We start from the raw sequence: 5,474 nt of genomic DNA on the forward strand, positions 1-5,474 counted from the left end.
CACGTATCACGTATCACGTATCACGTATCACGTATCACGTATCACGTATCACGTATCACGTATCACGTATCACGTATCACGTATCACGTATCACGTATCACGTATCACGTATCACGTATCACGTATCTTTCATCCTATCTTGCTAATATTCTTCATTATTCCTATTTATTCAGCTTTTTATATCTGCATGAATAGCAAAGAATGGCGGCTCCACAACAAAAAGGAAATGCGTTATGAGTACATTCGGAACACAGCTAAAACACTATCGCAGTGAGCTAAAACTAAGCCAACCAGAATTTGCAGAGCAAGTGGGGATAGAGCAAAGTTACCTTTCAAAACTTGAGAACGATAAATCAGTGCCTTCAAATGACACATTTCGTTCAATATTAACGGCGCTCAATCTAACAATTTGCGACTTTATGGAGCCATTAAAATATTCTGTAGATAAAGCTCGGTTGATTAATGTGCCTGACATTGAAGCTTGGTATAAGCAACAAAGTAATAAGCAATTCATTAAACAGCGTTCACTCGTCTATATTGCCATACTGTTAAGTGCGCTAGGCTGTGCCATGTTTTATTTAGGGCATCAAGAAAAGCTATTCAATACAAAGTTCTATGAGTACAAATCATATGGTGTAGTGAAAGATAATGAACCAGATGGCATTTTTCATGATTGGCGTACGCTACTCGTAGAACAAAGCCGCGAGAAAATAGATGCTAAACGTCGAGAAATGATCAGCAGGCATGATTTTAAATTTATTATTTCAGCGGACTATAAAGGTATTTCGTTTGTAGAACCTGGCGAGCAAGGCAGGCGTTTATATAGCCTTACTTCAAAAACACCTATTATCAAGCCCCATAAAGGCCATGTGTGGCTTGAGTTTATAGGTATCTTATTGTTTGTAGTTGGTGCAGGTCTCATCACATTTGAGAGTAAACTGACAAGGCAGCATTAATGAGTTGTAGAACCTGACGCGTGTTAGCTGGCGTCAGGATCACGAGGAATTAAATGTGCAAATTGCTGCTGGTGGATTTGTTCATATAGGGTAGCTGCATAGCTTTGCGCATCATGTAATCTGCGCGTACTGATGTGTTTTCTAAGATCATCAAGTGCAGCCGTTGCAGGTTCATAACCTTGGCTACTTGCCAGACTTAACCACACCGCGCCATGAAAAACACTGTGCGGTACACCTTGCCCTTTGATGAAAAACAGCCCCATATAAAATTGCGCCCTATGGTTACCTGCCATAGCTGCTAAGCGCATCCATTTTGCAGCAAGGGGAGGCTGTTCATTTTTTAAATAATACAAAGCTTTGTTTAGTACGTTTTCAACAGATTGAGTACTTTTATCTGGCGCCGACCCTTTATCGGGTTGGGTAATAAAGGCAAGTACATTATCAAGCTGTTGCTCTAAATCTAAGCCTACTGGCGAATTATCAGACATAGTTTAGTTATTTTCTTGAAATAAAAGACCTTATTAGTTTAGAACATTGCAAGGTAAAATGTCCTCTTATTGAGATAAAATATGATAAAATTAGCCAATTAATCTCAACTTAAAGTTCAACATGTTCGAAAGACTTTTCAAAATCACTGAAAACAACACCTCTGTGCGCCGCGAGACTATTGCTGGCATCACAACATTCATTACCATGGTTTACATTGTATTTGTTAACCCTGCAATGCTTGCAGAAGCGGGAATGGATCAAGGTGCGGCATTCGTAGCAACCTGTATTGCTGCTGCAATTGGCTGTTTTATTATGGGTTTATGGGCAAACTACCCATTAGCACTTGCTCCGGGTATGGGCTTAAACGCCTTCTTCACTTATGGTGTTGTTTTGGGCATGGGCTACACTTGGGAAGCTGCATTAGGTGCAGTTTTTATGTCTGGCTGTATCTTCTTATTCTTAAGCCTATTTAAGGTGAGAGAGTGGATCATTGATGCTATTCCTCTGGTGTTAAAACGTGCCATTGCCACAGGTATCGGTGCTTTCTTAGCCCTTATTGCACTGAAAAACGCCGGTATTATCGTAGCAAGCCCTGCAACCTTAGTGCAGTTAGGCGATATCACAGCCCCAGGCCCACTACTTGCGATTTTTAGCTTCTTTGTTATTGCAGCACTGTTATACCGCGATATGAAAAGCGGCGTACTTATCAGTATTTTATTAGTAACCGCAATTGCCCTTGGTTTAGACCTTGTGGAGTATCAAGGAATTATTTCAATGCCGCCTTCAATTGCACCAACCTTTATGCAATTGGATTTTGCAGCAGCATTCGAAATCTCAATGCTAACAGTGGTTTTTGCGTTCTTATTTGTTGATTTGTTTGATACTTCAGGCACTTTAGTTGCTGTAACGCAAAAAGCAGGTATTGCTGATGAACAAGGTAAAATGCCTCGTTTAGGTCGCGCACTAAGTGCCGACAGTACAGCTACTATTGCAGGCTCAATGCTTGGTACGTCAACAACAACGTCTTATATTGAATCAGTTGCAGGTGTGTCTGTGGGCGGCCGTACAGGTCTTACCGCTGTGGTTGTAGGTATTTGTTTCTTGTTAATGATGTTCTTTGCGCCACTTGCTAGCATGATCCCAGCTTATGCAACGGCAGGTGCAATTTTATATGTTGCTGTGTTAATGATGCAAAATTTAAAGCTTGTAAATTGGGATGATATGACAGATGCCATTCCAGTGAGCGTTGTATTATTGATGACGCCGTTAACTTTCTCGATTGCGCACGGTATCGCCCTTGGTTTTATCTCGTATACTGCCGTGAAGTTGGTATGTGGTAAAAAAGATGAAATCAGTATTAGTGTGTGGGTATTAACAGCGCTGTTTATTGTTAAGTTTGCGTTTTTATCTTAATTTGCACAAAGCAAAGAAAAAGTGGTTTACCACTTTTTCTTTGGTGCGAATAATACGTCTAAATCGTCCTGCTCTTGTTCTGCTTTCTTCTTTAGTGACGTTGCATTTGATGCTTTCAACTCAGAGCTAATCGTTTCTAAATAGCCTTCAACCTCTTGTCTTTTCGAGTTTACATATTCATCGCTATAGCTAACTGAGGTCAGTGTTGCTAGAGCTTTTTCAAAATACTGTCTGGCAGAGCCCACCATATTTGCTGAGCGAGCTGAAATCCCGCGCTTAATTTGGCTTTCTACATTGATTCTTAACTGCAATTTTTCAAGGCGTTTGTCTTCAGCAACAAATACTTGGCTATCTACTTTGCCTTTACCATGCTCTGAGCGAAGTACTGCTCGTAATTTCTTTATACCTTGAATTAGAGCTATTAATTGTTTGTCGTTATCTGGTAGTGCTAATGCATCGCTATTATTTGCTTCGATAGGAGAGGCTAAACGCTCTTTAGATTCTTTTAGTCTGTTTTTTAATTCTTTTGAGCTTGGAGAAAGCTCGACCATTGAAACAAGTGCATCATAAATACGGCGTTGAATAATACGCAGAATATTTTCAGACATGGGGATATTGGCACTGTTAAGCAGTACATCTTCTGCTTCTTCAATGATTTTTTTTTGTTTTGTAAGCTCTTTACGGCGCTCTGCTTCTTGTTTTTCTTTATGTTGCTGCACAGCGCTGACCCATAATGCGATCACGATTAATGCAACAATGAGCATGATGATGATAGAAACAATCATTACTAAATCTCAGTTTTAACTATCTAATTTTTTTATCTTACCTTAAAAAGATTAGATCTGAACAGTTTTGCGGTAGTTATCTCGAATAAACTTATTACGATTACTACTTTATAACGAGTATAGCGCTAAACTAGCACCTTTATTGAATATTTTGCGAGTAAACACGGCTACCGAGCAGTAATTTAATGTGTTAGCCTTAGAAACAATCGATATAAATGTATAGCGCGATGAAATATCGCTTGGCATTGCGCTTTGCAGCCTTTATAAATAAACAATAACAACGTTTACAATGCAGCCATGAAACTACAACAACTCAGATATATAGTCGAAGTCCAAAATCATAAACTGAATGTCTCTGCGACAGCCGAAAGTTTATTTACCTCGCAACCGGGGATCTCAAAACAAGTTCGTATGCTTGAAGACGAACTGGGTGTACAGATCTTTGGCCGTAGTGGCAAACACCTTACCCATGTAACCAGTGCCGGTAACGAAATTATTAATATTTCACGAGAAATACTGTCGAAAGTTGAAGGTATTAAAGCGGTTGCCAATGAGCATACCTTGCCGGATCAAGGTAAACTTAACATTGCGACCACTCATACTCAGGCTCGTTACGCATTACCGAATGTTATTCAAGGCTTTATGAAAAAGTACCCAGCAGTGTCTTTACACATGCATCAGGGTACGCCACAGCAAATTTCCGATGCGGCAGCACGCGGTGATGCTGATTTTGCCATTGCGACTGAGGCGCTGCATTTATATTCTGATTTAGTTATGTTGCCGTGCTATCACTGGAATCGCAGTATTGTTGTGGCAAAAACACACCCGCTTGCGCAAAAGGCTGATAATTTAACGGTTGCCGATGTGGCTAAATACCCACTTATTACTTATGTGTTTGGTTTTACTGGTCGTTCTGAGTTAGATAAGGCCTTCAATGCACATGGTCTTGAGCCGCATATTGTTTTTACTGCAACAGATGCTGATGTAATCAAAACTTATGTTCGTTTAGGTCTAGGTGTAGGTGTTGTTGCGTCAATGGCGATTGATCAAATAACCGATACTGATTTAGTCTGTATTGATGCAAGCCACTTATTTGAAGCGAGCACCACTAAAATTGGTTTTAGAAAGGGTAGCTTTTTACGCAGTTACATGTATGATTTTATTGAGCGTTTTGCACCGCACTTAACGAAAGAACTGGTTGAGCGAGCAAGCTTATTACGTAACCAAGAAGATGTTGATAAGCTCTTCGAAAACATTGAGCTACCAGTAAAATAGAGATAATAAAGCCGCTTTAAAGCTGTCTCTTATACACAAATCCCTGCTAAGAAATTAGCGGGGATTTTTTTGAACTAAATTTCAACATCATGATCAGATCTTCAAATCTTGTTTGGAGACACATTATGATTAACGACCATACTCATTGGGCAACACAACAATTCGGTAAATCGGACTTAGGTGATCCCAGAAGAACAGCCCGTCTGGTAAAGTTAGCGTCAACTCTTGCAAATGAACCAGGAAAACCACTTGTGAACATCACTCAATCCCCCGCCGATATGGAAGGTGCCTACCGCTTTATCCGCAATGAACATATTGATGCAAATGCGATAGCAGAGTCAGGCTTTCAAGCAACCGTTGAACAAGCACATAGTCATAACTTATTGCTTGCCCTAGAAGACACCACCACACTAGTTTATAAACATTCCTCCATTCGAGATGATTTGGGCCATGTTGGGCGAGGAAAAAAACAACGTGGCTTGTTAGCTCATAGCGTATTGCTGTTTGCACCAGACGCAAAGCAAGTTGTGGGATTAATTGAACAGTCTCGCTGGAG

The 5,474-nt window shown here is 40.2% G+C and carries 6 protein-coding genes; 4 read left to right on the forward strand and 2 right to left on the reverse strand.

The genetic code is table 11. The annotated features are described in order from the left end of the window. Nucleotides 1–233 precede the first annotated feature (233 nt). Nucleotides 234–956, forward strand: coding sequence for a helix-turn-helix transcriptional regulator (locus ABMY41_RS21245; RefSeq protein WP_349276197.1), 723 nt, complete (start codon nt 234–236; stop codon nt 954–956). Nucleotides 957–979: 23 nt separating this feature from the next. On the opposite strand, the gene ABMY41_RS21250 is transcribed toward ABMY41_RS21245, so the two are convergent. Further along, nucleotides 980–1,444: a sel1 repeat family protein gene (locus ABMY41_RS21250; protein WP_119852042.1), complete on the reverse strand. Its 465-nt coding sequence runs from the start codon at nt 1,442–1,444 to the stop codon at nt 980–982. A gap of 121 nt (nt 1,445–1,565) precedes the next feature. Between ABMY41_RS21250 and ABMY41_RS21255 the strand changes: the two genes are divergently transcribed. Beyond that, the gene (locus ABMY41_RS21255) at nt 1,566–2,858 is read left to right on the forward strand and encodes an NCS2 family permease (protein ID WP_287246135.1); all 1,293 of its coding nucleotides are present in this window, start codon (nt 1,566–1,568) and stop codon (nt 2,856–2,858) included. Nucleotides 2,859–2,884: 26 nt separating this feature from the next. Here ABMY41_RS21255 and ABMY41_RS21260 read toward each other — a convergent pair whose 3' ends face one another. Next, a complete protein-coding gene (locus tag ABMY41_RS21260) occupies nt 2,885–3,643 on the reverse strand; it encodes a hypothetical protein (protein ID WP_130167058.1) in 759 nt (252 codons plus the stop codon). A gap of 297 nt (nt 3,644–3,940) precedes the next feature. Here ABMY41_RS21260 and cysB point away from each other — a divergent pair, with 297 nt between their 5' ends. Both cysB and ABMY41_RS21270 read left to right on the forward strand, forming a co-directional pair. Continuing rightward, nucleotides 3,941–4,918 carry an HTH-type transcriptional regulator CysB gene (gene cysB, locus ABMY41_RS21265; RefSeq protein ID WP_054551618.1) on the forward strand — a complete coding sequence of 326 codons (978 nt, stop codon included), beginning with the start codon at nt 3,941–3,943 and terminating at the stop codon, nt 4,916–4,918. Nucleotides 4,919–5,043: 125 nt separating this feature from the next. Then, the coding region (locus ABMY41_RS21270) for a transposase DNA-binding-containing protein (protein WP_349276200.1) at nt 5,044–5,474 on the forward strand (431 nt) is incomplete at its 3' end.

This window comes from Pseudoalteromonas sp. BZA4, from assembly GCF_040104395.1.
Lineage (GTDB): Bacteria > Pseudomonadota > Gammaproteobacteria > Enterobacterales > Alteromonadaceae > Pseudoalteromonas.

Excerpts from the sequence above, each read along its gene's own strand:
- ABMY41_RS21250 (WP_119852042.1), bottom strand. The coding sequence starts at position 1,444 with ATGTCTGATAATTCGCCAGTAGGCTTAGATTTAGAGCAACAGCTTGAT.
- cysB (WP_054551618.1), top strand. The coding sequence starts at position 3,941 with ATGAAACTACAACAACTCAGATATATAGTCGAAGTCCAAAATCATAAA.
- ABMY41_RS21245 (WP_349276197.1), top strand. The coding sequence starts at position 234 with ATGAGTACATTCGGAACACAGCTAAAACACTATCGCAGTGAGCTAAAA.
- ABMY41_RS21260 (WP_130167058.1), bottom strand. The coding sequence starts at position 3,643 with ATGATTGTTTCTATCATCATCATGCTCATTGTTGCATTAATCGTGATC.
- ABMY41_RS21255 (WP_287246135.1), top strand. The coding sequence starts at position 1,566 with ATGTTCGAAAGACTTTTCAAAATCACTGAAAACAACACCTCTGTGCGC.